Genomic DNA, 23848 nt, shown 5'->3' with positions numbered 1-23848 from the left:
ACCAAATGATTCAAAATGCTGCTAGACCGAGGGGCCGACCGCGCAGCTTCGACGAGACAGGGGCGCTGGAAAAGGGGACTCAGGTGTTCTGGTCGAAAGGCTACGACGGAGTGACGATTGACGATCTCGTCGCCGGGATGGGTGTGGGACGGCCGAGCCTGTATGCCGTCTTTGGGGACAAGCGGGCCATATTCTTGCGGGTCCTCAAGGCGTACGCAGAACGGAAAGGCGCGTCAGCCGCGAAGGCACTCCTCTCACCACACAGTCTTCTCGACTCGATCACGGGCTTTCTGAGGTACGCCGTCGAAAGTGCGACCGAGAAAGGGTCCGCCCGGGGCTGCCTTCTGATTTGCGTCGCGCCGCTTGTGGACGACCCTGAGGTCCGGCAGTTCCTGCAAAACGCGGCCGCTGGTGGCACCGCGCTGGTGGAAGGTCGTTTCCGGGACGCAATCAGCGCGGGAGAAATCCCATCTGACTTTCCCGTCGCCGCGCGCGCAACCCAAGTCACGGATTTAGCGCGTGGGCTAACCATGCGTGCGCAGCTAGGAGTGCCGCGCAAGATGCTCCTCAAAGATGCCGAGGAAGCGGCCGGCTTGGTGCTCCTGCCGCGGCGCGTCTGACGGGTTATTGGACAAAAAATTCATTGAGAAATGACCACGACAACTGACATGAGCGGCGGATCCGGGCGTTTCGTCGTCTGATGAACAAAGTGGCGACGTAGTCAATCGACTCCAAGCGCGCCGATGGGAACACAACAGTTTTTTCACTTACTGCGGCAGTGCGGGACGGATATTTCATTTTCCTTGGCACGTGCTGGTTGCTCGACGCCACTCTTGCTGAAAAATCGCCTTAACTTCAACGACGCATTTTTCATTATTGGTGGCACCCGACACACACGATGCGCCGCACGAAGGCATCGTTGATCTATCGGCGCGCGAAGAACCTGCGCGCAGTTCAGCTCCTCTTAGGCCATACCAAACTTGAAAGTACGATGCGTTACCTCGGGATTGAGGTGGGCGATGCGCTCGAGATGGCCGAGCAAACGGAGGTTTGACAGACCATGACCGGCGAGCGGGCGCTTGCCGGGCCACTTTGAGACGTTCGCCGTTGTCTCGTCAGCGACCGCTGCGCGCGGTACACCGGTCGGTCATGAGGCAGTTTGCGGGTCGAGCGCAGTGACATCGCAATCGGTCGACAGCTCCCGCGAAACGAGAAGATCGACTTACTTGACAATCTATCTGCGAGTAGATATATTTCGACCAATGGAAACGACAACGACCGTGCGGGAACAGATCCTTGACCATGCAATCACGCTTATCATGCTGCGTGGTTACAACGGGTTTAGCTATCGTGATCTGTCCAGTCTGGTTGGCGTAAAGACCTCGAGCATCCACTACTACTTCCCGTCGAAAGACGATCTGGTTCTGGAAGCGGTCAACGAGTACAGCAAGGAAGTACTCAACGCCATCCACGCAATCGATGCTTCGTTACCGGCCGACGCCAAGCTCAACAAATACGGGAAGCTATTCGGTAGGACCCTGGGTGATGGCGATCAGATCTGCCTGTGCGGCATGCTCGCTGCCGATATCGGGTCGCTGCCCGATAACATCCGGCAAGCGGTGCAAGCCTTTTTTAAGGCTAACGAAAGCTGGCTGGCCAAAGTTCTCGCGCAAGGTCTGCGGGAACATACGCTGGCGGTGAACAGCAGACCGGAAAACGCGGCGCGCGCCCTCTATGCGGCTTTTCAGGGCAGTGTGCTGGCGAGCCGGCTGTTTCACACCAAGGCTCGACTTGAAGATGTCGCGGCCTCGGTGAGGATTGCGCAATAACGCAGTCGATGTCAGGTGGCGAGCCACCTCTTTGTCTGCACCCACTGTCTATCTTTGAGTAGATAGACAGTGGATCATATGATGTCGAAATTGTCTGTTTTTTTTATTGGTGAATCTATCTAGTAGTAGATAGTAAAGCCTGATTGCCGTCTTCTTTTAAAGGAGTCTCACCATGTCACTCGAAAAAGTTCTCTACCGCGCCCATGCTCACGCCACAGGCGGACGCGACGGACGCGCTGTCATCCCCGCGGGCAACCTCGACTTCAAGCTGACCACGCCCAAGGAATTGGGCGGTGCGGGCGGCGAAGGCGCCAATCCCGAGCAGCTTTTTGCCGCCGGCTACAGCGCCTGCTTCCTCGGCGCGATGAAGTTCGTTGCAATGCGCGACAAGGTCGCCATCCCCGTGGATGTCTCGATTGACGGCAGCGTCGGCATCGGCGCGATCCCGAACGGCTTCGGTATCGAAGTCGAACTGAAGATTTCCCTGCCCGGCATGCCACGCGAAGAGGCCCAGGCGCTGGTCGACAAGGCGCACATTGTCTGCCCGTACTCGAACGCCACCCGCGGCAACATCGACGTCACCCTCACGATCGTTTAACCACGCGTCCAACCGACTTGCACTGGAACAAACCATGAAGACTTTCAAGCCCTTACTGCTGGCCGCCGTACTTGCAGCCACCTCCCCCATCGCCCTTTCCGCGAGTCCGGCAGCACCGGACACGCCCGATCTGGTGACCAGCAGGTTCCTGCATGCGCTGAACAGCGGCACAGGACCGGCAATCAATACGTTGCCGCCGGCGCAAGCGCGCCAGGTGCTGATTGACGCGCAGAACAGCGAGAAAGTCGATCTGTCCGGCATTGACGTGTCGAACAAGACCATCGAGCAGGACGGCATCGCGGTTCCGATCACGGTTGTGCGTCCGCAAGGCGCAACGGGCGCGCTGCCGGTCTTCATGTTCTTCCACGGCGGCGGCTGGATCCTTGGCGACTTCCAGACCCATGAGCGACTGGTGCGCGACCTCGTCGTGCAATCCGGGGCAGCGGCGGTGTTCGTCAATTACACGCCGTCGCCCGAAGCCCACTACCCGGTGGCGATCAACCAGGCGTATGCGGCCACCGAGTGGGTCGCTGCACATGGCAACGAAATTGGTGTGGACGGCAGCCGACTCGCGGTAGTGGGCAACAGCGTCGGCGGCAACATGGCCGCGGTCGTCTCCCTGATGGCGAAGAACAGGCAGGGCCCCGCAATCCGCTTTCAAGGCCTGATGTGGCCGGTGACGGACGTTAATTTCAGCGACGGCTCGTACAATGCCTATCCGGAAGGCCATTTCCTGACCCGACCGATGATGAAGTGGTTCTGGGATGCTTATACAAAGGATCCGAAGCAGCGTAGCGAGATTTACGCTTCACCGCTGCGTGCTTCAATTGATCAGTTGAAGGGACTCCCGCCAGCGCTCATCCAGGTGGCGCAGTTTGACGTACTGCGCGATGAGGGCGAAGCCTACGGTCGCAAACTCGACGTCGCGGGCAATGAAGTCACCACGGTCCGCTACAACGGTACGATTCACGACTTTGGCCTGCTTAATGCACTCGCAGGCGACGCGCCGACCAAAGCCGCAACCAGGCAGCTGGCCAACGAGTTGCAAGCGCGTTTGAAGTAAGCCGCGCGACCTCGAGGCCGCGGCACATTCGAGTAACAGCATCGTGCCGTGGCTATCAGGGCATTTGATTTCAGGCTGTGCAAGGCATCCCGACTTACCGACGCCGACAAATCGTTGCGAGACTCCGCTCTGCGGTCAGGTTGAGGCGTCGGTTCCCGCCGCCGCGAGAGGCGGTTGTGGGTCCAGATGGAATGGACACCGCCCTCCCTTCAGGGGATCTGAGCCTCATTGAGGGCCCCCAGAACCGAACGGCATCAATGTGCCAAAGTGGAGTTGCGACACAACCACTTGAGGAATGGAGGCCCCAAATGAATGCTACGACATATGACTGTTTGAGTTACCTCGATGAGCCCGAGGCTGAGATGACGGGCGTGCGCGTTAGACAGGGGGACACGTTGGCGATACAGCTTGGTGCTGTCAGCGGTTGCAGGAGACGCTGCCCAGAACAGTTCGGGGCTTTGCAAGACGCGTGCGCTTTCGTGAACTGGCGTCGCACGCGCGAGCACGGAGCCGCTTTAATCGCTCTGTCGTACTACGACTGACTCGATATTGAAGATATGGCTAAGGATCGAGAATTTTTGCTGCCGTTTGGAATCGACCTCACGCGGTATGGGTCACTTCCACAATGTTCCTCGTGTCATGGCCAAACCGCATTACTGACCTAAGTCAGCAAGCCCCCGTCGACCGTGAGAATTGTTCCAGTGACGTGCCTTGCCGCCGGGCTTGCAAGAAAAGTGACGGCCGCAGAGATGTCAGCCGGTGCAGCGAAGCGTCCCAACGGCGTAAGGCTGCGCTGGAATTCCGCGCTTTCGCCGCTAGCCGGGTTCATTTCGGTATCAGTCGAGCCCGGTTGAACCAGATTGGCAGTGATGTCCTTCGGGCCCAGTTCCTGAGCCAGCCCCCGTGTGAACGACTGCAGCGCGGACTTGGTCATGTAGTAGACCGTTCCTGCTGCGCCCACGATGCGATCAGCTCCGGCGGAGCCGATCGTGATTATGCGACCGCCCGCTTTCAGGTGAGGGATGGCTGCCTGCGTCGCGAGAATGGGACCGCGGACGTTGACCGCAAGGAGAGCGTCGATGTCCGCCAGGTCGAAGTCGGCGATCGTGTTGTAGCGAGCGATGGCAGCGTTGTTGACGAGAATGTCGAGCCCACCCAGCGCGCCGGCGGCCTCATCGACCGATCGCCTGATGGCGGATGGATCAGCACTGTCGGCTTTGATCGCGACACCGCGACGGCCCAGCTTCTCGATCGAGGCCACAACGGCCTGCGCCCGCTCGGATGAGTTCTGAAACGTTACCGCAACGTCCGCGCCGTCTTCTGCAAGCGCAAGCGCAATTGCGGCGCCGATGCCACGGGAGCCGCCGGTGACCAATGCCCGTTTTCCGACTAGATTGTTGTTCATTGTCCGCCTTTTATGTAGTGATCGATGCACAAATGGTAGGATCGGTGGCACGCACAGTCAAGATATTTATGTAGTGATCGATGCAGAAAAAATCAGAGAACACTTCGAGGACCATTGCACGCCCATCTCGTGGCCGCGGCAGGCCACGCGCTTTCGATCGCGAGGCTGCACTGGCGCAAGCCATGAGGCTTTTCTGGATCAAGGGTTATGAGGCGACCTCAATTGCAGACCTGACCAATGCGCTCGGCGTCGGCTCGACCAGCCTCTATGCCGCTTTCGGATCGAAAGACGAGCTGTATGCCGAAGCGATGCGGCTTTACTCGGTGACCTACGAGCATCTGGTCCTAGGGAGGTTTCGCAAGGCTGTCACAGCACGCGAAGCGGCGTTTGCGTATCTGTGGGACTCAGCCATGGCGATGACTGGGGCAGATTGCGGTTTGCCACACGGCTGCATGGTCACGCTGGGCACCGTCGGAAGCGATGGCCATGCCGAACTTGATGACTTGATGCGGGCCACGCGAGGTGGAGCGTTTGATGTGCTCGTGTCGCGCCTGGAAAGGGCCGTTGCTGAGGGTGAGTTGCCGGAATCCCTTGATATAGCGAAACTCGCGAGGTTTCTGCAAACAGTCCAAAGCGGTATGGCGATCCGAGCGCGGGACGGCGCCGAAAGAGCCGAGCTTCAAGCCGTCGCTGAGATGACGATGGCTGGATGGGAGGAACTGGTTCGCCACGCCGACACACGCGCAAAGCCTGATTAACGCATTGATTTGGATAGCGAAGTGTCCCGCTGAGCTTGATTGGTGCGGGACGCGCGCGCTGAGAGATTAAAGGCGAACGGCGAGGCCAACCGACAGGTATCCATTCAGGTTTCGTGCCACCGAACCTTTTTAGCTTCCCTACCGGGTTCCCAACGAAGAACAACCATCAAGCTGCTGGATCGACCTTAGCAGGACACCCGCGCTTTGGGGAGGCAGTGGCGAGCTATTGGTCAAGGCGTACCCACAGTCTTCTGCCGACGACACACGAGGCCCGTCGAGCTTTAGTCGCTGACGATCTCTTGCGCCTCATTAGGTGCCACAAGCACCGGCCGAGCTTCCTTTGCGGTGAGAGGCGGCGCGGGAAATTTCGAACAAGTTAGGTAAGTGGAGCGGCCAAGGTCTCCTATGCGAGCGGGGGCCACTTGAAGAATCCCGGGTTAAAGTCGGCGAGTCTACGCGTCCGTCACGCAATGGGAGGGACGTGGCTTCTTCTAGACTTGCGTTGCACCGCACGGGCAGCACGTGCGGTGTGGCTTATTTACACCGGGAAGTTCAGTGACCGCTAATCGAACTATCAGCGTTCTTCGCGAGCTCAAACTCTTTCAGGTGACCGGACGGCAGAACATCGCGCCCTGGGTCTGCCGGAAGTTCAATACCATACTCGCGTCGAACTGCGTCAACGATCAACTCGTAGCACGTCCCGATGCGCACCACCTCGACCTCCGGGAATCGCATGATGGTCACTGAACGTCCATAGTGGTGATACTTACGCAGTCCGTAGTCCAGGCCAATATCTGCGGCACTACGGATTTCAGGCTGAAGATCATCGGCCCGGAACCTTTGGCCCGTACCGCTCAGGTTGGCGGACGAGCCAAACAGCGGCTGCACTTCCTCGCGGCTAAGGCGCGTGAGTTCGGCATATACCGGCCCCGCGTTAAGCAGCATCGCGATCGTGCCGTTCGCCGTGCTTGCTTCCAGCAGCTCGGGATCAACCTTGCGCAGCAGCGGGTGATCGATGTTGCACGGCGCGATTACGCCCAACGGAAGGTTGTAGTCGATAGTGATCGTTTCGATGATGTCTTGCGACCGCTGATCGAGCCTGTGCACTTCGCGTTGAGTGATGGCGTTGCCGATGAGGGCGTTTCTCTTGTGACTTCCGCGCTTCTTCGTGTCGAAAATCTTCTTCAGCGCCTGAGTGGTCCCCCCGATCATCCCGTAGCCGACGTCGTTGGGCCATATAGCTACTCCGCCGTCTTTAACGACATCGAAAACGAACGAGAAACTACGCCAAATCCACATTGGAGACGAGCATGCCGCGGATCGATATTGCAAGCGATGTAAGCCGGGTCTTTGAAGTCGTTGCCGGAGGAGGCATTGCAATCTGGCCAAACGATGTTGGATATGGCATGGTCGGCAGTAGTAAGGCCGCCATGCAGAAAATCTTCGACACGAAGAAGCGAGGCAGCCACAAGCGCAATGCCATCCTCGGCGACGCAATCACGCAACGAGAGATTCATGCGCTGGACAAACGTTCGCAGGACATCATCGAGTCGATCACCCTCGACTACAACTTGCCGCTTGGTGCAATCGCACCGTGCCGTCTCGACCACCCGCTTCTTCAGAGGATCGACGACGAGTTGCTCGAGGCAAGTACAGCAAATGGCACCATCGCCATGTTGCTGAACGCGGGTCCCATTTACAACGAACTCTGTCGCCTGAGCCGCGAGGCGGTGCAACCTCTTTTTGGCTCGTCGGCGAACCTCAGTGGAAGCGGCCCCAAGTTTCGTGTGGATGATATCGAGACGGAGATCAAAGCGGCCGCCGACATCATCCTCAATTACGGCTTGCGCAAGTATCACCACTATCAACGGTCGGCAACCATCCTCCGGTTTCCTGAAGTTGAAGTGGTTCGGATTGGTAGCTGCTACGAACTCATCTCTGACGTAGTCATGCGTCAGTATGGTATCGAGCTGCCCGCGGACCCGGGACGGGACAAGTTGCCATCGGGTCATCTGAAGGAATTTGAGTTGCTGCGCGCGCCCTGATTGCCTCGATATAAACGGGCGTTTCTGTCATCACTATTCGCTACGGGCTCACCATGCGGTGAGGCGAAAACTGAAGGGCGTCGAGCGCCATGAAGTGGCCACTGCCCGTGGCTCCTTCATCGCTTCCGGTATCGGTGTAAGCAGAACGTGCGATCCGGCTGATTGAGAAGCCGGATCCATATTTGACGGAATCCGCAGCGTCCGGTTAAATCCCATTCCGCCGCCGACGCCGCGTTCGTGCTCGGAAATGCGGAACGAGTGGTAATTGTGCCGGGTTGTGCGGCCTTGTGCGAAAACACCGATGCGCGACACATCACATGAGCTTGTCGCACATCAGCTCGATCATCTTTCCCCGAAGCCACAAGCTCGCCTGGTCCTGCTCGCTGCTGCGATGCCAGTACAAATGCCATTCCAGTTCGGAGAGCGGAAACGGCAGATCGACCATGCGCGCGTCGTGACGCTTCAGCAGCTGTGTCGGCGCGGTCAGCGCAAGGTCGGTTCGCAAGGCGACGAGCGGCGCGACCATGTAATGCTGCACGCGCATTTGTATGCGCCTCTGCTTGCCTAGCCGCTTAAGCTCGGCGTCGACGATCCCGCTCCCCTGACGCCGGCTCGACACCTGAATATGGCCAAGCGCGAGGTAGTCGTCCATCGTGAGTGTCTCGCCGGTGAACGGATGATCGTGGCGCAGCATGCAGGCGTACCGGTCGCGGCCGAGGCGCGCCTGATGCAGCTGCGGATCATCGATAAGCGGCGCGTCGATGGCAAAGTCGATCTTGCCGGTGGCGAGCGCGGTGCTGACCTCGCTTCGCGGGGTGAAATAAGACTCGATGCGCATGCCGGGCGCCTGCTGTTGCAACAGTTCGCCGAGCGTCGGCAGCAGGATTGCTTCGGTCAAATCGGGCATGCTGAGGCGAAAGGTGCGCTCGGACGCGGCCGGGGCGAAGACGTCGCCTTCGGTCGCGCTCGCCTCGAGCAATTGCAGCCCTTCACGCACGCGCCCGATGATGTTCTCCGTGAACGGCGTAGGCACCATTCCGGACGACGTGCTGACGAACAGCGGATCATCGAACGCCTTGCGCATGCGTGCGAGCGCATTGCTGACCGCGGGCTGCGTGATGAAGAGCGCCTCGGCCGCGCGGGTCAGGTTGCGCTTCTCGTAGATCGACTCCAGCACCACGAACAGGTTCAGATCCAGCTTCGGTGAACGCATCTCACAGTCTCCGTTTGCCCATCATCATAAACGGGAGGCGCTGTGAGGATGCGTACGTTTGCCTCGATTTCGTCAGGCACAGTCACGCGGCGGCACGTTCAGATAGGCCGCCATTGCACCGGGTCGCTCCTTGCCTTGCGCCAGTTCCATTTTCGCGATGGCCTGGAGATGGACCTCGTCGGGACCGTCGGCGTAACGCAACGCCCGTCCCCAGGTCCAGTGATCGGCGAGCGGCGTGTCCGGGCTCACGCCCATCGCGCCGAATACCTGCATCGCACGATCGCACACCGCCGTATGCACCTGCGGAATCAGCGCCTTGATCATCGAGATTTCCTTGCGCGCCTCTTTCGCGCCGACCTCGTCGAGCAGCCACGCTGTCTTGAGCACGAGCAAGCGCGCCTGATCGATCTCGATGCGCGATTTCGCGATCCACTCGCCGATCGTGCCGTGCTGATGCAGATATTTGCCGAACGTCTTGCGCTCCTGAGCGCGCTCGATCATCAGTTCGAGCGCGAGCTCGGCCGCGCCGATCGAGCGCATGCAGTGGTGAATGCGCCCCGGCCCGAGCCGCGCTTGCGCGAGCGCAAATCCGCTGCCTTCTTCGCCGAGCAGATTCGACGCGGGCACGCGAACATTCGTGAACGTGATCTCGCAATGTCCTTCCGGCGAGATGTGACTCATGACCGGGATATTGCGTACGACCGTCACGCCGGACGTGCCTGCCGGCACGAGGATCATGCTCTGCTGACGATGGCTTTCGGCATCCGGATCGGTCTTGCCCATCACGATGAACAGCTTGCAGTTCGGATGCGCAGCGTTCGTGATAAACCATTTGCGGCCATTGATCACGTAGTCGTCGCCATCGCGGCGAATGGAGGTCGTGATGTTGGTCGCGTCGGAGGAGGGCACATCCGGCTCGGTCATCGCGAACGCGGAGCGGATTCGGCCATCGAGCAGCGGCACGAGCCATGTTTCGCGCTGCGCGGGCGTCGCGAACATGTGCAGCAGTTCCATGTTGCCGGTATCGGGCGCATTGCAGTTGAAGACTTCGGACGCCCACGAAACGCGGCCCATGATCTCCGCGAGCGGCGCGTATTCGAGGTTCGTGAGACGCGTGCCGGGCTCGCCGTCCTTCAGGTGCGGCAGGAAGAGATTCCACAGGCCCTCTGCCTTGGCCATGGCTTTGAGATCTTCCATGAACGAGACGGGGAAGCGCCCAGCGTGCACTTCGTCGTGCCACTGACGCTGCCGCGGCACGATATGCTCGTCCATGAAACTGCGCACGCGGCGCATCAGGTCTTCAACTTTCGGGTAATGTGCGAAAAACATGATGGGTTCCTTTCGCGCGGTTGGCTAGATCGTCAGGCCGCCATCGACGACGATGCATTCGCCGTTCGTATAGCTCGCCGCATCGGATACGAGATAGAGCACGGTGCCGGCCATTTCGTCGGGTTCGCCGTGGCGGCGCAGCGGGATCGCGTTGATCCAGCGCTCGTAGACCGCCTTGTCATCGAACAGCGCGCTGGCGAACTTCGTTTTGGTGAGGCCCGGCAGAATCGCATTCACGCGGATGCCGAACGGGCCGCACTCTTTCGCGAACGCCTTCGTCATGTTGACGACGGCCGCTTTGGTGATCGAGTAAATGCCCTGCATGTCGCCCGGCTGGAGCGCGTTGACGGAAGCCGTGTTGACGATGCTGCCGCGGCCCTGCATCTTCATCATCTTGCCGGCTTCGACGGACATGAAGAAGTATCCGCGCAGGTTCACATCGACGGTCTTGTTGTAGGCTGCGAGGTCCGTATCGAGGATATGGCCGAAGTACGGATTGGCCGCGGCGTTGTTGACGAGTATGTCGAGCCGGCCGTGCTTCTCGCGGATATGGCTGAACATGAGCGCGATATCTTCCATGCGGCCGACGTGGCATGCGAACGCTTCAGCGCTGGCGCCCGATACGCGGATGCGCGCGGCGACCGATTCGCAATCTTCCACTTTGCGGCTCGATACGATGACATGTGCACCTTGTTCGGCCAGCAGCGCCGCGATGGCCTCGCCGATGCCGCGGCTCGCGCCCGTCACGAGGGCGATGCGTCCCGTGAGGTCGAAGAGTTTCGTAGTCAATGTCGTTCCTTTTGACGGGTTGAGAAAGATCGTCCGCTACGCGAGCAGGTCCTCGGCGAGCCGGGCGAGCGGTTCGACCATGCGGCCGACCTCGTGCGCATCCGCGCTCGATGCATTGCCCTGCAACGCGCGCGCCTTCACGCCCTGAGCGATCGAGGCGAGGCGGAAGAAGCTGAATGCGAGACAGAAGTTCCAGTTGCCGATGTCGCTGAGACCGCGCAATGCGCAGTACTGTGCGAGGATCTCCTCCTCCTCGGGGATGCCCAGCGCAGTGCGATCGTGACCGCGAAGCCCGGTGATATGCCCCTTCGACGGCAGGCGCAGGCACATGCAGAAGTACGCGAGGTCCGCGAGCGGATTGCCGAGGGTCGAGAGTTCCCAGTCGAGCACGGCGCGCACGCGCGGCGCGACGTCGGCAAAGATGAGGTTGTCGATGCGGAAATCGCCGTGCACGAGCGCCGGGCGTGGCGAATCGGTCTGGCAATGGCTCGGCAGCCAGTCGATGAGCGCTTCCATCGGCGGGATCCGCTCCGTTTCGGAAGCGCGATACTGCTTCGTCCAGAGTTCGACCTGTCGCTGAAAGTAGTTGCCGGGCCGGCCATAGTCACCGAGACCGACGCTTTCCGGATCGACGTCATGGAGTGCCGCGAGTGTCGAAACGATCGATGCGTAGTAGTCGCGCCGCGCGTCGTGATCGACTTCGGGCAGGGCAGGGTTCCAGAAGATGCGGCCGGGCTCGTAGCTCATCACATAGAACAGGCTGCCGATGATGTCGCGGTCTTCACAGAGATGCCAGACGCGCGCCACGGGAACCGGCGTTTGCGCGAGTGCGCTCAGCACGCGAAACTCGCGATCGACTGCGTGAGCGGACTGGAGCAAAGTCCCAGGCGGCTGGCGGCGCAGGACATAGCGGCGGCCTTGTGCGTCGAGTAGCCACGTAGGGTTGGACTGGCCGCCCGCGAACTTCGTCGCATGCACCGGCCCACGAAAACCAGGGAGATGTTGCTCGAGATAAGGCGTGAGCCGGTCGATGTCGAGAGACGAGCTGGATCGTTCGCTGTTCATATGCTTCCGTGCATGACAGTTGGACTAACCGTAGGTTTGAAACGCGTGACGCTGTGGATCGTCGAGATGCGCGATGCCGTTGAAGCTCGATAGCTGAATCGCTTCGCGGTTGAAGAAGCAATGCGTAACGCTGCTGTTGCGGACCTGCATGTTGAGTTCGATGGCCATCGCAGCAGGGGCTTGCAAGATCTGCTGCATGAAAGCGCCTATCACGCCGCCGGAAGTGACCACCAGGACGCGTCGTGCGCCGCATTGCTGAATGGCCGCGCGCGCAGCGGCCACGCGCTTCTGAAACGCGCGCCATGTTTCGGGCACGCGATCGTCGAGGGCGCATTCACACCAGAGATGCAGGACCGCCCGCAATGCCTTGAAGAATTCACGCGGGCTGCGTTTCGCGGATTCGACGAGACGGAGATCTTCATCGCACAGGGCGCGAAAGAGGGCGTGAAAGTCGTATTCGTCGAGTCCGGGATGAATCTCGCATTCGACGTCGGCACCCGATGTGGCGAGGCGGATCGCGTCGAGCGTCTCGGCGTGACGCAGCAGCGAGCCGGTCATCACCCGATCGAATCGGATGCCATTGCGCGCGAAGTGCTCACCGAGCCAGATGCTCTGCTGTTTGCCGGTATCCGAGAGACGATCGTAGTCCTGGCTGCCCAGTGACGCCTGTCCGTGCCGCACCAGAAAGAGTTCTGCCATTGCTTCTTCCGCGATTCAAGTCGGTGGAAGCAGCTTAGGGGCGTCGCCGGTATTGATGAACTTTATTTTTTGAATGCGTGGTCATTCACGGTGGTGATGGACGATCGCATGAGCCGATCGATCCCAGGGACAGCACACGGGAAATACATCGGCGCTGTGCTCGGCGATGCGTAGGAAGTCTCGCCCGGTCGACTTCCGCGCGCGGCGTTGCGTCTCGCTCGGCGTATTCCGCGCACAGCGCCTCGGGAACTCGCGCGCGCTAGCACCGGCGCTTCGGTGACCGCACCCAATCGGTTGGGCGCAATTCAGTTGGTGTTTCCCCCTAGCTCATCCACCTTGATTGTAGGCCTCTGCGCCGCTAATATTTGGCCGTTGAGACGTTATTTATAGGCCGACAATACGTAATATTGACAAGGGTGATTTGAAAGGGCAGCGGCCGCTGGCCGCGAGCCGGATGGCAATCATGCGGCGGCCTGCGCTGCGACCCGGTGCACTTATCGGGCGTTGAGCATGTGCGTGGTTGAACAGATCGGACATCGTCACCCGATGTATTGCAAACGTTGTTGTCAAAGAGGAAGGAGGAGATTTCCATGCAAGTGACAGAGCAAATGCAGCGAGACTTGGCGCGTGACGGTGCCATCGTCGTCCGAGGTCTGTTCTCGCCGGAGCGGCTCAAGCGGATGCGGGAGGCTTTCGACTATGGGATCGCTCACCCGAGCCCGTTGCACGGCCTGGCCTATGAGGGGACGCCCTATGAGACCTTTAACGACTACGGCAACGTCGAGAACCGCGATGTGCACGTCGCGACGGTCAAGGAATTGGGACTCGATGAATTCGTGGCGTCTCTCTGGGACACTGAGAACTTGTGGTTTGTCGGAGAAGAACTGTTCATCAAGAAGGGCGGCAATGCCGGCCGGTCGCCTTGGCACCAGGACAACTCGTACGTGCCGGTGAGCGGGCCGCAGATGCTCAACATCTGGACCAGCTTCGAAAAGATTCCCCGGCATAACGCACTCGAATTCGTCCGCGGTTCCCACGCCGGCGTTCAGTACAACGGCACTTCCTACAACGATGCGAATGACCACACCGCGCCGCTGTGGATCGATTGCGAGTGGCCCCGGCTCCCCGATATCGAGGCCGACCGCGCCAAGGACCCGGCGGCGTGGGATGTCTTTACCTGGGATCTGGAGCCTAGCGATGCGCTGGTGTTTCATTCCGGCATGCTGCACGGCGGCGCTCCAGTGACCCCGGATTGCCCCGATCGCCACACGCTGGTCTACCGGTTCTACGGCGACAAGGTGTATTACCGGCCTCTGCCGACCCGCGGGTGCAACTTCCCTTACGACATCAGTGAGCTCAACGATCCGTCGCTGGAACCGGGCGAACCGTACCGGTCGTCTTCTTGCACGCAGCTGCGATGACCCGCAGGACATCGAACCGGGCGCGACGATCATAATTTTCGATGCCGTGTTCGCACGGCACTTAACTTTATTCTGCCAGGGCACGGTCGGAAACGTTCATGAACTGTCGCGATACGTACTTCCAGAACCGTAGTCGCGACAGCCCTGGCCGATGCCGTCCGTTCGCTGGCGATGCGCCATGCTGCTGGGCCCATGCGCAGTTGACCGAACCTGGCGATCGCTCAACGAATCGCTGAACCGGACCCGCGCCACGCAGTTTCAGGTTGAACAGCAGAGTTTTTCCTGGTGCGCGCCTTCCGTCAGGAGTTTGCAGACGGGCTCGTTGTGTACCTCGAGGTCGCGAAGCATCAATTCCTCTTGCCACTCGTTAGCAACCCGAATGGAATGCTTGTCGGCCAGCGGATGAACGATAGCGTCACACCAGTTTCGTAGACCCATGCATCGATGCGTCTTGCTGGCGACCTCCGGATCGTTGTCCACCTTCATGGATGTGGGCAAGCCTCGTGCTTTCTCCGATCGCTTAAGAACTTGCTTGACTCGCACACCCGGCAATGAGTTGTCAGCCTTGATAACCAGGAGCTCGCGTGCTCGCGACTGCTTCGGTAACCGAATCAAATCGTTCTCGCGTCGTTCAGTCGGTGTTTCTCCCTAGCGTGACGACCTTGCTTATGGGCCGAGTCGCCGCTAATATTGGGCCGCGTATACGTTGTTTTTAGGCCGACAAGACGTGGTTTGAGGCGGGCTTGCGAAAGGCGATGGCTGGAAAGGTGACGGCCGCTCTGTTTCTCAACGAGATTTCAATTTGAAGGGTGGAGCAGCCGGTTTCGCACCCCCTGTTTTCGTCAATTCATCTAGGTAGAGAGGTTCACATCATGGCAGTGACCACCAAGCGTCAATCGATTGTTCCGCCGCCGTTTCAGGCGTTCTACGACGCGTACCACTTCTCGCCGGCGACACGCGTGGGCGACACGATCTGGGTCTCCGGTCAGGTCGGGGTCGACGCTGACGTAAAGCCCGCTGAAGGCATGCAGGCGCAGGCACAGATCGCGTTCGAGTGCGTGAAGCTCGTGCTCGAAGAAGCCGGTGCAAGCCTGGCTGACGTCGTTGAACTGACGACCTTCCACACTGATTTGCGCGGCGAATTGGAAGCGTTCACGACGATCAAGGATCAGTACTTCCCGAGCCGCTATCCGTCATGGACCGCCGTGGGTGTGACGCAGTTGGCCCTTCCCGGTCTGTGCGTCGAGATTCGCGCGGTGGCGGTGGCGGGGTCCGGCGAAGGCTGAGGGGTTCGGCCCCGACGCGTCAGGAATGAATCAGATACCACGTCTCACATATAAGAGTGAGATCGGAAGGAGAGTCATGATGAAAAAGCACACCATCGGAGCCTTGTCCGCCATTGCGGCCGCCTTTCTGCTGATGGCCGGAGCGGCTGTTGCGGACGACCTTACGCCCGAAGGCGGCGATCGGGCGGCGAGCAAGGATGGCGCGGTGCCGGCCTATACGGGCAAGCAGTCTGCGGAGCCTGGCTGGGAGTGGGGCAAGGTTCGCGGTGATTTCTGGAAGCACAAGAACGAGAAGCCGTTGTACTCGATTGACGCATCGAACGTCGATAAATACGCTGACCAGTTGACGCCGGGCCAGATTGCACTGCTCAAGCAGCAGAAGGGCTACCGGATGGATGTCTATCCATCGCATCGCGAATGCCAGGTGCCAGACTTCGTTGCGCAGAACTCCAGGGAGAATCTCACGGCGGCAAAACTCGATTCAACGGGCGAGCAACTGCAGACCGCGGCGCTTCCGGGCGTCGCATTCCCGCAGCCGAAGAACGGAGCTGAAGCGATCCTGAACTATGAAACGCGATACCGGGGCGAAGGCATTGAATGGCCAACGGATCAAACTACCGTTTCGTCTCGCCCGGGTGGCGGCGAAGCGATCGATGTTGTCGGGCCGCAGGTGTACTACTTCCCGTCGGGCAAGGTTGGCAAGACCACCCCGCAGGACGTCGACCAGCTCAGTAACGCCATCTACTTCCAGATGAATTCGCCCGCGGCGCTGGCCGGACAGGCCTTCGTGCAGCGTCAGTATTTCGACAAGGACTCGGAAACCTACTACTACTTTCCCGGACAGCGACGGGTAAGACGCATGCCGGCCTACACGCACGACGCGCCGCTGATCGGCTTCGAGAACCAGTACCTGGTCGATGAATTCAACATGTTCAACGGCTCCATCGACCGCTTCAACTGGAAGCTGGCGGGCAAGAAGGAAATGATTGTCCCGTATGACGATTTCGGCATGTACAACTTCAAGGACAAGCTGCATGACGCCGCCACGCCCAATGGCCTCGCATCCGGGCACCGTCGCTACGAGGTGCACCGCGTCTGGGTGGTCGAGGCGACGCTCAAGCCGACGGCGCGTCACGCCGCGTCGAAGAAGGTCTTCTACCTGGACGAGGATAGCTGGCTCGCGCTTGTAGGCGAGGACTATGACGCGCAGGGCAAGCTCTGGAAGGTGCGCGAGAGCTATCCGATCCCGGTGTGGGAGCTGGGTGGCGCCTGCGACAACGAGGTCTGGGCACAGTACGACCTGACCAACGGACGTTACCTGGTCGATTCATCCACCTTCGGTCAGGGCAAAGACATCCACTGGTACCAGCAGATCAACGATCCGCGCTTCAAGGTTGACTTCTATTCGGCGGAGTCGCTGCGGTCGGTAAGCGAGCGCTGACGCTCGCTGGGAGGTCAGGGTCCGGCGCACGCGAATCGCGTGTGCCGGCTTGGAGGAGGACGGCAGGGCAGAACCATGAAAACGAAGATTATCGGCAGATATGTTGCGGTATCGCTGGCCATGTTCGGAGCGGCAGCGTCGAGCGCGTACGGTTACGAGTTCACGACAGGGGTCAACGATCTCACGGGCTCGTGGGTGACCAACCTGACGGCAGGCGCGGCGATCCGGACCAAGAGCCCGAGCTGCTCGCTGACAGGCGATCCCAATTCCGGGGGGTGCGGCGCGGCGGCCAACACCAATCAATGGGGATTCGGCGACAACGGTGACCTGAATTACCGTAAAGGACAGGCCTTCAGTACCTACGTGAGCGCGACCAGCGAGCTGCTGATGAAGATGCCGAGCGCCGGTCTCAAGTTCATGATCCGCGGCACAGGGATGTACGACTTCCTCGCGAAAGACACAGCGAGAACGCCACTGTCGAGCACCGCATCGGCGCAGGTCGTCTACGATGCCCAATTGCTCGACCTGTGGGGCCAGAAAGATTTCACGATCGGCGGGCGGTCCGCTCACGTTCGGCTGGGCAACCAGGTGATCAACTGGGGCGAGAGCTTGTTCGCACAGGGCGGCATCAATACCACGAACTCGCTCGACATCCAGAAGCTGCTGGTACCGGGTTCGCAACTCAAGCAGGCGCTGCTTCCCGCACCGATGGTCAGCTTCGCGGCCGATCTTTCGCATGGATTCAGTACTGAGGATTACTACCAGTTCAATTGGAACGGAAACCGCTATCCGCCCGTCGGGTCTTACTGGTCGACGACGAACAGCTTGGGCCGCGGCACGCAGCCGCTCACGATCAGCACGGCTAACCTCAACGTGGCGGGTCCCAGTGCGGGGACGATTGCCGGGTCGAATAGCGGCAACCAGAATGTGCTCGACGGAATCAACAACGGTCTCGTCAATGGCACATTCGCCGGGCCGCCCTTCTTTGATATCGGTCTTCCCGTCAACTGGCAGGCGCCGTCGAAGTACAAGCCGCAGTTCGGCTTCAAGTTCAACTATGCGCCGCGCTCCTTCGGAGCGAACTTCGCGTTCTACTACATCAACTACACGGACAAGTCCCCTGTGCTTTCGTCACTGGCCAACGGGACCGAGCAGTGGTCGTATCTGCAGAACCGGCAACTGTTCGGCGTCAGCGCGAATTTCGGGCTGGGCGACTGGGCGATCGGTACGGAGCTGTCGTACCGGCCTCATGACGCCGTGGCGCTGTCGAGCTGCTACGGCGCTGGTGGCCCGCTTGATCTGAACACCGATGGTGTGCCAGGTGTTAACTGCCAGCAGTGGACCGACATGAAGAAGTTTCAGTACGACATCAATGGCATCCTCGCCCTTACGCGCAGCGAGTATCCGTTCCTGAAGCTGATCGGCGCGGATTCAGCGACGCTGAGCGCGGAACTGACGTGGATCTACTACCCGGGCCTGAGGTCGAGCGGCATCACGCGCACGATCAACGGACAGGGGGTGACGCAGGTGCCGCAGGCGGGCTACCTGCCGTGGCTGAACAACAACTCGGGTTTCGGCTATCCGATCGGCATGGCGCAGGGCACCTCGAGTTCCGTGGGCGCGACAGTCGACTTCAACTGGACTTACGACGGTACGTTGATTCACGGCTGGCAGGTTACGCCGGGCGTGACCTTTGCCGATAGCCTTTACGGGTACACGCCAACGCTCAGCGCGAACTACATGCAGGGCGCGAAGTCGTTGAACCTCTACGTGCTGTTCAACCAGAACCCGACCACCTGGCAAGCCGGCATCAACTACACGATGTTCTGGGGCGGCCATAACACCGTGGGGAATCCGTATTCGGACCGAAACTTCGTCGGGTTGTTCGTCACCCGGAACTTCTGACGGATCGATTGGCGACCGACGGCGCACCGCGTGCGTCGTCGGGAGATTTAAGGGGTAATGTCGTGTTGAAACGTCTAGTCAGCCGCCTGGAAAAGGCCTTCTTCGGCCATCGCGCGCTCGTGATCGGTGTGATCGGCCTGTTTACTGCTGTGATGGCGGTGTTTGCCGTGCAACTGCGGATGGATGCCGGCTTCGAAAAGCAGATGCCGATCGGCCATGAATACATCCGCACGTTCCAGAAATACCGGAACGATCTGCTTGGCGCGAACCGGATCACGGTCGTCGTGCGCGCGCGGCATGGCTCGATCTGGACGCCGCAAGGGTTGACGCGCCTGTACAAGGTCACCCAGGCCGTCATCTATCTGCCGAACGTCGATCGCGTCGGGGTGCGCTCACTATGGACACCGAACGCGTTCGTCAACGAAATCACCGACGAAGGTTTCCGTGCGGAACCGGTCATCTCGGGCAACGTCACGCCGGATCAACTGACGCCGGAGATCGTCGCGAAGATCCGTCACGCGACGACGGCGGGCGGCTATATCGGCACACTCGTGTCGCACAACGAAGACAGCGCGATGATCACCGCCGAACTGAACGAGCGCGACGCGACCGGCAAGGTGCTCGACTACGTGGCGTTCAACCATACGCTCGAAGCGAAGATCCGCGCGTTCGAGGATGCCAGCTACGAAGTGCAGATCATCGGCTTCGCGAAGCAGATCGGTGACATCGCCGACGGGGCGACCGGCGTGCTGGGCTTCTGCGCGATCGCGCTGTTGCTGACCGCGCTTGCGGTCTACACGTATTGCCGCTCGGCGCGCCTGACGGTGCTGCTGATCGTCTGCTCGCTGTCGTCGCTGGTCTGGCAGTTCGGCACGCTGAAGCTGCTGGGCTTCGGGCTCGACCCGCTCGCGGTGCTGGTGCCGTTCCTGGTGTTCTCCATCGGGGTCTCGCACGGCGTGCAGCAGGTCAACTTCATCGTGCGGCAGATCGCACGCGGACATAGCTCGTTCGATGCGGCGCGCCATAGTTTCATCGGCCTGCTGATCCCGGGTGTGCTGGCGCTTGTCACCGCGTTCGTGTCGTTCATCACGCTGCTGCTGATCCCGATTCCGATGGTGCGCGAACTGGCGATCACCGCGTCGCTGGGCGTCGGCTACAAGATCGTCACGAACCTTATCCTGCTGCCGGTCGCGGCGTCCTATTTCAACGTCACCCAGGCGTATGCCGAAAAGGCCCAGAAGCGTCAGGCGCGGCGCTCGGCGCTGCTGCGCCCGCTCGCGCGGGTGGCCCAGCCGAAGGTGGCGGAGGCGATGCTGGCCGTGACGCTGGTGGTGTTCGCGCTAGCGGTGTGGCAGAGCCGCGACCGCGTGATCGGCACGCTGCAGCCGGGCGCACCGGAGCTGCGCGAAGATGCGCGCTTCAACCGCGACGCGACGTCGATCGCCCGCAACTACGACATGGGTCTGGACTGGCTGACGGTGGCGGTCGAGTCGAACGGCAAGGCGTGCGACAACGCGGCGGTCGGTCAGTATGAAGACGAATTCTCGGCGGCGATGCGCACCGAGCCGGGCGTGGTGTCGGTGCAGTCGTACTCGGGACTGCTGCGCACCTACAACGCGGGCTACAACGAAGACTTCCCGAAGATGAACGTCGTGCCAATCGACGCCGAGAACTACGGCGCGGTGTCGGTCGATGTCCAGCGCATCAAGGGCTTCATGAAAGCGGACTGCAACATGACCGCCGTCCACCTGTTCCTGACCGATCACAAGGCGACGACGATCAACCGGATCCTCGCCGACGTGAAGCAATACGCCGCGTCGCACCCGTTCCCCGGCGTCCACCTCCGCCTCGCGGCTGGCAACGCGGGCGTGCTCGCCGCCACCAACGACGAGGTAGAGAAGAGCGAACTGCCGATGATGCTGTACGTGTACGCCGCGATCGTCATTCTCGTGTTCGTGGCGTACCGCGACTGGCGCGCGATGGTGGCCTGCTGTGTGCCGCTGTCGGTGGCGACCTTCATCGGCTACTGGTTCATGAAGGAGCTCAGGATCGGTCTGACGGTGGCCACGCTGCCGGTGATGGTGCTGGCGGTGGGGATCGGCGTGGACTACGCGCTTTACATCTATAACCGGTTGCAGATGCACCTGGCCGATGGCGATCCGATGCTGACGGCGATGGAACGCGCGCTGGAGTTCGAGTGCGTGGCGACGATCTTCACGGCGATCACGCTGGCGGTCGGCGTCGCGACGTGGAGCTTTTCCGCGCTGAAGTTTCAGGCCGACATGGGCAAGCTGCTCGCGTTCATGTTCCTCGTGAATCTGGTGATGGCGATGACGGTGCTGCCGGCGCTGGCGTCGGTCCTCGAGCGCTGGTTTCCGCGCAGCAAGCCGGCGCATGCGCCCAGCGTGCTGATCCACTGACGTCGGTGCCCCCATTTCAGAGACATAGCCATGATCAAGACTCTCGTAGCCGGAATCGTGCTTGCCGCGGCGACGGTATACGCAGCCCCGTCGGCTTTGGCCGAACCCGACGGAACGATCGCAGCCTGGTCGGCGAAGCCGGCGCACGTGTGGGCGGCGCCGACCCACATGATGCTGATGGACGCGACACGCGTCGGGTCGCGGATCGTCGCGGTCGGCGAGCACGGCATCGTGCTGCTGTCCGACGACGACGGCAAGACCTGGCGGCAGGCGCGACGCGTGCCGGTGTCGGCGACGCTGTCGGCCGTGTCGTTCGCGGATGCGAAGCACGGCTGGGCCGTCGGCCAGTGGGGGGCGATTCTCGCGACCGACGACGGCGGCAACACGTGGGTCGCGCAGCGGCTCGACACGTCGGTCGACCAGCCGCTGTTCTCGGTGCTGTTCACCAGCGCGCGGGACGGCATTGCCGTCGGCCTGTGGTCGCTGATGCTGCAGACGCACGACGGCGGCAAGACGTGGGCACGCACGACGTTGCCGAAGCCGCCCGGCGGCGGCAAGGCCGACCGCAATCTCTATCATGTGTTTGAGGGCTCCGCACACGCGCTCTACATCGTGTCCGAGCAAGGCATGGTGCTCAAGTCGGCCGATGCCGGCGCGAACTGGGCCTATCTGCCGACCGGCGGCAAGGGCACGTTGTGGTCGGGCGTTGCGATGCCGGATGGCCGGATCGTGGTCGGCGGCCTGCTCGGCAGCCTGTTCGAGAGTCGCGACGGCGGCACGACGTGGGCCGCGCTGAATACCGGCGCGCACAGCTCGATCACCGATCTGGTCGCGACCGGCGGCGGGCTGGTCGGCGTCGGGCTCGACGGGCTGACGTTCACGCAGCGCGTCGCGGGCGGCCCGGTCGATGTCGCGCAGCGCGCGGATCGCGCGACGCTCACCGCCGCGCTGATCGACGCGCGCGGGAAACCGATGTTGTTTTCGCAGGATGGTGTACTGACTGGGCTTTGAGCAGACTTTTGATTCTGGTCCAGACGCATCGGGCACCCTGGCCATACCTGAAGAGTGAAAAAGAAAATGAAGGACGACATAGCATCGAGTGCAATGCCGGAAAACCAACCGGATGTACCGACCCGGCGTCAACTCCTGCGTATGGCGGCTGTGGGCGCCGCATCGCTGGTGGCTGGCAAGGTATCGATGGCTGAAGGTGTTGTCGCGGCACCGGCGGATCAAAGCATCCTGGACGTCGCCATCATCGGTGCCGGGCTGGCGGGGCTGACGGCCGCGCGTGACTTGAAGCGCGCCGGGTGCGAATCGTTCGTCGTGTTGGAGGCGCGCAACCGCGTTGGCGGACGCACGTACAACCATGACCTTGGAAACGGTGTGGTGTCGGAAGCCGGCGGTCAGTGGATCGGTCCCGGCCAGACGGCCATTGCCGATCTGGCACGCGAGCTTGAAGTCGATACCTTCCCGACCTTCTACGCGGGCAAGACCACGGTGCTGGCTGGTGATGTCAGGGTGGCGCAGGATTTTCACGGCGGCATCGGCACCGACGATGCGATCGGCGCGAAGCTCGGAGAACTCGCGCGCGGCGTGCCTTCCGATGCACCGTGGGAAGCGAAGGATGCGGCCGAGCTCGACAAGCTGACATACGGTGACTGGCTGTTGAAACAAGGCTTGAAGTATGAGGATGGATATTTCATGGGCCTGGCCGCGAAGCTGACGACGGGCGGTGCCCCCGCACAGCTCGGGCTGCTGTTCTATCTGTCGATGATCAACAGCGCGAGCAACAGCCTGGACCAGCTCGAATCGACCAAGGGCGGCGCGCAGGAAACGCGCTTCGTCGGCGGCTCACAGATCCTCAGCATCAAGATGGCGAAGGGTCTGGGCGACAAGGTCCGACTGGCCAGCCCGGTACGCAAGATTGCCGGCTGGAATCGTGACGTTGTCGAGGTCCACACCGACCAGGGTGTGGTGCGCGCGCGCCGTGTCATCGTTGCGATGAATCCGGCGCTGTGCAACCAGGTCGTCTACGATCCCCCGTTGCCCGACGGGCGCACGCAATTGCAGCGGCGCTGGCCGGCGAACGCGCCGATGCGCAAGACGGTGCACGTCTATGAGAGGCCGTTCTGGCGGGACGACGGCCTGAACGGCCAGATCTTCCAGGTCGGTGGCCCCGTTTCCATGGCCTATGACAACTCGCCTCCCGACCTGTCGGTTGGCATCATCAGCGCATTCGTGTCGCCGGCTTCGCTGCCAAGTGATGCCAAGGCGGCCGAGCAGATGCTGTCGGCGATTTACGCCAAGGCATTCGGAGGCAAGGCGCTGCACCCGAAGCAGTTCCACGACCAGGACTGGGGCAAAGTCGATCCGTGGACGCTGCAATGCATTCATCCTTTGCCGCCCCGCTTCCTGACGACGTGGGGGAAGTTCCTTCATCCGTCGATCGGCAAGCTGATATGGTCGGGTACCGAGACGGCCGACATCTGGGCCGGCGCGATGGACGGTGCGGTGCGCTCCGGCCACCGGGCCGCGTTGCAAGCACTGGCGGCTCTGGCCCATCAAGGCGAGGTGGCGTAAAT

At 61.0% G+C, this 23848-nt stretch carries 21 protein-coding genes and 1 pseudogene; 14 read left to right on the top strand and 8 right to left on the bottom strand.

Annotation, left to right across the window (positions count from 1 at the left end):
* The first annotated feature begins 5 nt into the window (after window positions 1-5).
* From B0G73_RS35710 to B0G73_RS35690, 5 genes and pseudogenes are all read left to right on the top strand, one after another.
* Window positions 6-620, top strand: a complete 615-nt coding sequence (locus B0G73_RS35710; RefSeq protein WP_106285768.1) for a TetR/AcrR family transcriptional regulator — start codon at window positions 6-8, stop codon at window positions 618-620.
* A gap of 269 nt (window positions 621-889) precedes the next feature.
* Window positions 890-1054, top strand: a pseudogene (locus tag B0G73_RS35705) (integrase); the annotation flags it as partial.
* A gap of 208 nt (window positions 1055-1262) precedes the next feature.
* Window positions 1263-1829: a TetR/AcrR family transcriptional regulator gene (locus tag B0G73_RS35700; RefSeq protein WP_106285767.1), complete on the top strand. Its 567-nt coding sequence runs from the start codon at window positions 1263-1265 to the stop codon at window positions 1827-1829.
* A gap of 172 nt (window positions 1830-2001) precedes the next feature.
* Window positions 2002-2427: an organic hydroperoxide resistance protein gene (locus tag B0G73_RS35695; protein ID WP_106285766.1), complete on the top strand. Its 426-nt coding sequence runs from the start codon at window positions 2002-2004 to the stop codon at window positions 2425-2427.
* Between the two features lie 34 nt (window positions 2428-2461).
* A complete protein-coding gene (locus B0G73_RS35690; RefSeq protein WP_106285765.1) occupies window positions 2462-3490 on the top strand; it encodes an alpha/beta hydrolase in 1029 nt (342 codons plus the stop codon).
* Between the two features lie 661 nt (window positions 3491-4151).
* Here B0G73_RS35690 and B0G73_RS35680 read toward each other — a convergent pair.
* On the bottom strand, window positions 4152-4895 hold the full coding sequence (locus B0G73_RS35680) for an SDR family NAD(P)-dependent oxidoreductase (RefSeq protein WP_106285763.1): 744 nt from the start codon (window positions 4893-4895) through the stop codon (window positions 4152-4154).
* A gap of 80 nt (window positions 4896-4975) precedes the next feature.
* Between B0G73_RS35680 and B0G73_RS35675 the strand changes: the two genes are divergently transcribed.
* A complete protein-coding gene (locus B0G73_RS35675; RefSeq protein WP_181196722.1) occupies window positions 4976-5653 on the top strand; it encodes a TetR/AcrR family transcriptional regulator in 678 nt (225 codons plus the stop codon).
* A gap of 552 nt (window positions 5654-6205) precedes the next feature.
* On the opposite strand, the gene B0G73_RS35670 is transcribed toward B0G73_RS35675, so the two are convergent.
* Window positions 6206-6952, bottom strand: coding sequence for a Sua5/YciO/YrdC/YwlC family protein (locus B0G73_RS35670; RefSeq protein WP_106285761.1), 747 nt, complete (start codon window positions 6950-6952; stop codon window positions 6206-6208).
* A gap of 11 nt (window positions 6953-6963) precedes the next feature.
* On the opposite strand from B0G73_RS35670, the gene B0G73_RS35665 reads away from it, so the two are divergent.
* Window positions 6964-7698, top strand: a complete 735-nt coding sequence (locus B0G73_RS35665; RefSeq protein ID WP_106285760.1) for a Sua5/YciO/YrdC/YwlC family protein — start codon at window positions 6964-6966, stop codon at window positions 7696-7698.
* Between the two features lie 313 nt (window positions 7699-8011).
* On the opposite strand, the gene B0G73_RS35660 is transcribed toward B0G73_RS35665, so the two are convergent.
* The 5 genes from B0G73_RS35660 to B0G73_RS35640 form a co-directional block, all read right to left on the bottom strand.
* The gene (locus tag B0G73_RS35660) at window positions 8012-8911 is read right to left on the bottom strand and encodes a LysR family transcriptional regulator (RefSeq protein ID WP_106285759.1); all 900 of its coding nucleotides are present in this window, start codon (window positions 8909-8911) and stop codon (window positions 8012-8014) included.
* A gap of 72 nt (window positions 8912-8983) precedes the next feature.
* Window positions 8984-10240 carry an acyl-CoA dehydrogenase family protein gene (locus tag B0G73_RS35655; RefSeq protein ID WP_106285758.1) on the bottom strand — a complete coding sequence of 419 codons (1257 nt, stop codon included), beginning with the start codon at window positions 10238-10240 and terminating at the stop codon, window positions 8984-8986.
* A gap of 24 nt (window positions 10241-10264) precedes the next feature.
* Complete coding sequence (locus B0G73_RS35650) at window positions 10265-11029, bottom strand: SDR family oxidoreductase (RefSeq protein WP_106285757.1); 765 nt, start codon at window positions 11027-11029, stop codon at window positions 10265-10267.
* A gap of 36 nt (window positions 11030-11065) precedes the next feature.
* The gene (locus B0G73_RS35645; protein WP_106285756.1) at window positions 11066-12094 is read right to left on the bottom strand and encodes a phosphotransferase; all 1029 of its coding nucleotides are present in this window, start codon (window positions 12092-12094) and stop codon (window positions 11066-11068) included.
* A 24-nt stretch (window positions 12095-12118) separates the two neighbouring features.
* Window positions 12119-12793 carry a histidine phosphatase family protein gene (locus tag B0G73_RS35640; protein ID WP_106285755.1) on the bottom strand — a complete coding sequence of 225 codons (675 nt, stop codon included), beginning with the start codon at window positions 12791-12793 and terminating at the stop codon, window positions 12119-12121.
* Between the two features lie 590 nt (window positions 12794-13383).
* On the opposite strand from B0G73_RS35640, the gene B0G73_RS35635 reads away from it, so the two are divergent.
* A complete protein-coding gene (locus tag B0G73_RS35635; protein WP_106285754.1) occupies window positions 13384-14214 on the top strand; it encodes a phytanoyl-CoA dioxygenase family protein in 831 nt (276 codons plus the stop codon).
* A gap of 258 nt (window positions 14215-14472) precedes the next feature.
* Here B0G73_RS35635 and B0G73_RS35630 read toward each other — a convergent pair whose 3' ends face one another.
* Complete coding sequence (locus B0G73_RS35630) at window positions 14473-14700, bottom strand: hypothetical protein (protein ID WP_106285753.1); 228 nt, start codon at window positions 14698-14700, stop codon at window positions 14473-14475.
* 386 nt (window positions 14701-15086) lie between these two features.
* On the opposite strand from B0G73_RS35630, the gene B0G73_RS35625 reads away from it, so the two are divergent.
* The 6 genes from B0G73_RS35625 (at window position 15087) to B0G73_RS35600 (ending at window position 23846) form a co-directional block, all read left to right on the top strand.
* Window positions 15087-15500: a RidA family protein gene (locus B0G73_RS35625; RefSeq protein ID WP_106285752.1), complete on the top strand. Its 414-nt coding sequence runs from the start codon at window positions 15087-15089 to the stop codon at window positions 15498-15500.
* Between the two features lie 76 nt (window positions 15501-15576).
* Window positions 15577-16941, top strand: a complete 1365-nt coding sequence (locus tag B0G73_RS35620; protein WP_106285751.1) for a DUF1329 domain-containing protein — start codon at window positions 15577-15579, stop codon at window positions 16939-16941.
* 75 nt (window positions 16942-17016) lie between these two features.
* Window positions 17017-18846 carry a DUF1302 domain-containing protein gene (locus B0G73_RS35615; protein ID WP_106285750.1) on the top strand — a complete coding sequence of 610 codons (1830 nt, stop codon included), beginning with the start codon at window positions 17017-17019 and terminating at the stop codon, window positions 18844-18846.
* Between the two features lie 62 nt (window positions 18847-18908).
* Entirely contained in the window at window positions 18909-21266 is a 2358-nt protein-coding gene (locus B0G73_RS35610) for an RND family transporter (RefSeq protein WP_106285749.1), read from the top strand.
* Between the two features lie 30 nt (window positions 21267-21296).
* Entirely contained in the window at window positions 21297-22277 is a 981-nt protein-coding gene (locus B0G73_RS35605) for a YCF48-related protein (protein ID WP_106285748.1), read from the top strand.
* A 66-nt stretch (window positions 22278-22343) separates the two neighbouring features.
* Window positions 22344-23846 carry an FAD-dependent oxidoreductase gene (locus B0G73_RS35600; RefSeq protein WP_258194120.1) on the top strand — a complete coding sequence of 501 codons (1503 nt, stop codon included), beginning with the start codon at window positions 22344-22346 and terminating at the stop codon, window positions 23844-23846.
* Window positions 23847-23848 lie beyond the last annotated feature (2 nt).

This window comes from Paraburkholderia sp. BL25I1N1, assembly GCF_003002025.1.
GTDB lineage: Bacteria > Pseudomonadota > Gammaproteobacteria > Burkholderiales > Burkholderiaceae > Paraburkholderia.
This window is presented reverse-complemented; position numbering and strand designations above follow the sequence as displayed.

What these genes read in the sequence shown, in the direction of transcription:
- B0G73_RS35710 (WP_106285768.1), top strand. Translation starts at nt 6, where the DNA reads ATGATTCAAAATGCTGCTAGACCGAGGGGCCGACCGCGCAGCTTCGAC.
- B0G73_RS35700 (WP_106285767.1), top strand. Translation starts at nt 1,263, where the DNA reads ATGGAAACGACAACGACCGTGCGGGAACAGATCCTTGACCATGCAATC.
- B0G73_RS35695 (WP_106285766.1), top strand. Translation starts at nt 2,002, where the DNA reads ATGTCACTCGAAAAAGTTCTCTACCGCGCCCATGCTCACGCCACAGGC.
- B0G73_RS35690 (WP_106285765.1), top strand. Translation starts at nt 2,462, where the DNA reads ATGAAGACTTTCAAGCCCTTACTGCTGGCCGCCGTACTTGCAGCCACC.
- B0G73_RS35680 (WP_106285763.1), bottom strand. Translation starts at nt 4,895, where the DNA reads ATGAACAACAATCTAGTCGGAAAACGGGCATTGGTCACCGGCGGCTCC.
- B0G73_RS35675 (WP_181196722.1), top strand. Translation starts at nt 4,976, where the DNA reads ATGCAGAAAAAATCAGAGAACACTTCGAGGACCATTGCACGCCCATCT.
- B0G73_RS35670 (WP_106285761.1), bottom strand. Translation starts at nt 6,952, where the DNA reads ATGTGGATTTGGCGTAGTTTCTCGTTCGTTTTCGATGTCGTTAAAGAC.
- B0G73_RS35665 (WP_106285760.1), top strand. Translation starts at nt 6,964, where the DNA reads ATGCCGCGGATCGATATTGCAAGCGATGTAAGCCGGGTCTTTGAAGTC.
- B0G73_RS35660 (WP_106285759.1), bottom strand. Translation starts at nt 8,911, where the DNA reads ATGCGTTCACCGAAGCTGGATCTGAACCTGTTCGTGGTGCTGGAGTCG.
- B0G73_RS35655 (WP_106285758.1), bottom strand. Translation starts at nt 10,240, where the DNA reads ATGTTTTTCGCACATTACCCGAAAGTTGAAGACCTGATGCGCCGCGTG.
- B0G73_RS35645 (WP_106285756.1), bottom strand. Translation starts at nt 12,094, where the DNA reads ATGAACAGCGAACGATCCAGCTCGTCTCTCGACATCGACCGGCTCACG.
- B0G73_RS35640 (WP_106285755.1), bottom strand. Translation starts at nt 12,793, where the DNA reads ATGGCAGAACTCTTTCTGGTGCGGCACGGACAGGCGTCACTGGGCAGC.
- B0G73_RS35635 (WP_106285754.1), top strand. Translation starts at nt 13,384, where the DNA reads ATGCAAGTGACAGAGCAAATGCAGCGAGACTTGGCGCGTGACGGTGCC.
- B0G73_RS35630 (WP_106285753.1), bottom strand. Translation starts at nt 14,700, where the DNA reads ATGAAGGTGGACAACGATCCGGAGGTCGCCAGCAAGACGCATCGATGC.
- B0G73_RS35625 (WP_106285752.1), top strand. Translation starts at nt 15,087, where the DNA reads ATGGCAGTGACCACCAAGCGTCAATCGATTGTTCCGCCGCCGTTTCAG.
- B0G73_RS35620 (WP_106285751.1), top strand. Translation starts at nt 15,577, where the DNA reads ATGATGAAAAAGCACACCATCGGAGCCTTGTCCGCCATTGCGGCCGCC.
- B0G73_RS35615 (WP_106285750.1), top strand. Translation starts at nt 17,017, where the DNA reads ATGAAAACGAAGATTATCGGCAGATATGTTGCGGTATCGCTGGCCATG.
- B0G73_RS35605 (WP_106285748.1), top strand. Translation starts at nt 21,297, where the DNA reads ATGATCAAGACTCTCGTAGCCGGAATCGTGCTTGCCGCGGCGACGGTA.
- B0G73_RS35600 (WP_258194120.1), top strand. Translation starts at nt 22,344, where the DNA reads ATGAAGGACGACATAGCATCGAGTGCAATGCCGGAAAACCAACCGGAT.